Below are 1,690 nucleotides of genomic sequence, written 5' to 3' on the forward strand. Positions count from 1 at the left end.
AAATGAAAACACCTTATAAAAATATTTACGCCGTCCTTAAAATTAATCGGTTCATCGTCTTGGCCGTTGTCATTTGCTCCGTTTTGTCCAGTTTCTTTGCCGTTTGGATGGTATTCAACATCAATAAAAAAGTCCTGAACAATGCCTTTGCGATCAATACCGATGGAAGTATTATTCCCCTAAAACTCGTTACCCAAAAGGAAAACTTTAAGGTGGAAGCCTTGGCCCATTTGGAACTGTTCCACAATTACTTCTACAACATTGATGCAAGCAATTATGAAAAGAACTTGGAAAAGGCACTTTGGTTGGGTAACAGTTCCGTGGACAATCTCTATCGCCAAAAGAAGGCCGATGGTGTCTATAATCGGTTACTGCAATATTCATTAATCCAAAAGGTGGTCAGTATCGATTCCCAAGTCGAGGAAAAAAATGGAGTTTACACCTTCAAGACGGTTACCGTATTTGAAATCAATCGGGGTTCGATTATCGATACCTATGAACTGGTTTCCACCGGAAACCTGATTACGGTCGACCGAAACTTTCCCAATAATCCGCACGGCTTACTGATTACGAACTATTTCGAGAAATCCCTTAAAAAACTGAACGATGAAAATTGAAAAGAACAAAATAGTATTTGCGGCCGTCTTGGCGGTAATATTCATTTTCCTGATCTCCTATTCTATTATGGTAATGGGCGATGATGAAAGCGAAAATGAAAGCCTCAAAGAAACATCGGTTCCCGCATTGGAAGAGGATCAAAAAGAATACGATTCCAAACTGGATGCCATCAATGATTTAAAGGAAGTACGTGAAACCAATGCGCCGAGCATCTACGATGAAAAGTTGATTGATTCTGGGGGCTTCTACGACCCAGATTTACCCGAACGGGAAAAAGAACGCATAGTGGATAGTATCTACTCCGCTGGGAAAATCGAGTATTCCAAAAAAAGTTATCGGAATATTGGTGTTAAGAAAAGGGTTACCAAGGTCGCAAAAGTAGTTGATTCAGTAGCAATAAAGGCCGAACAAAAAATTGCTGCTAAGGAAATGGGGTTGGAACACCAGTTATTCTTTGCTTCTGATCCAAAGGAAAGTGCTGTTTCCGTTTCCGGCACAACGGATGCAGTAATCTATGCGGTGGTGGATGGCGACCAAGTGGTCAAGGCAAATTCGCGTTTGCGAATGCGCCTGACCAAAACCGCCACCATCAATAGCAAACGAATTTCAAAAAACACTCCAATCTTCGGTTTTATAAGTTTTCAGCCCAATCGGTTATTGATTGAAATTGAAAACATTCAACATCATCCCACAAAACTGCAAGCATTCGATCTACAGGATGGTAGTAATGGCATCTATGTTGAAAACAACTTTCGTGCAGAGGTCACCAATGAGGTTGTCGGCGATATGGTGGACGACCTTAATATTGCCGGTGTACCACAAGTAAGCGGTTTCAAAAAGATATTTCAACGCAACCACCGGAACGTAAAAGTTACCGTACTCAACAACTACAAATTAATCCTAAAACCTAAATTATGAAATCTTATATTCTTATTCTTGCATTTATTTTCGCTATTAGTAAGGCTTCTGCGCAAGAATCCATCACGCTTGATACGATTTGTGCCAATGATCAAAAAAACGTGGCCTTGTTCTTCCCAGAACCCATACGTCAGGGAATTACGGGATCGGATAA

Annotated in this window: 2 protein-coding genes and 1 pseudogene; all 3 read left to right on the forward strand. The window is 40.7% G+C overall.

All coding sequences use genetic code 11. The features are described from left to right. The first annotated feature begins 2 nt into the window (after positions 1 to 2). Positions 3 to 617, forward strand: a complete 615-nt coding sequence (locus RM529_RS17195; RefSeq protein WP_311485976.1) for a conjugal transfer protein TraK — start codon at positions 3 to 5, stop codon at positions 615 to 617. After that, complete coding sequence (gene traM / locus RM529_RS17200; RefSeq protein WP_311485977.1) at positions 607 to 1,536, forward strand: conjugative transposon protein TraM; 930 nt, start codon at positions 607 to 609, stop codon at positions 1,534 to 1,536. Before RM529_RS17195 ends, traM begins: the two co-directional genes overlap by 11 nt. Further along, positions 1,533 to 1,690: pseudogene (locus tag RM529_RS17205) on the forward strand (DUF4138 domain-containing protein); the annotation flags it as partial. The gene traM and the pseudogene RM529_RS17205, both read left to right, overlap by 4 nt.

Origin of the sequence: Autumnicola edwardsiae (assembly GCF_031846505.1) — a bacterium.
GTDB lineage: Bacteria > Bacteroidota > Bacteroidia > Flavobacteriales > Flavobacteriaceae > Autumnicola > Autumnicola edwardsiae.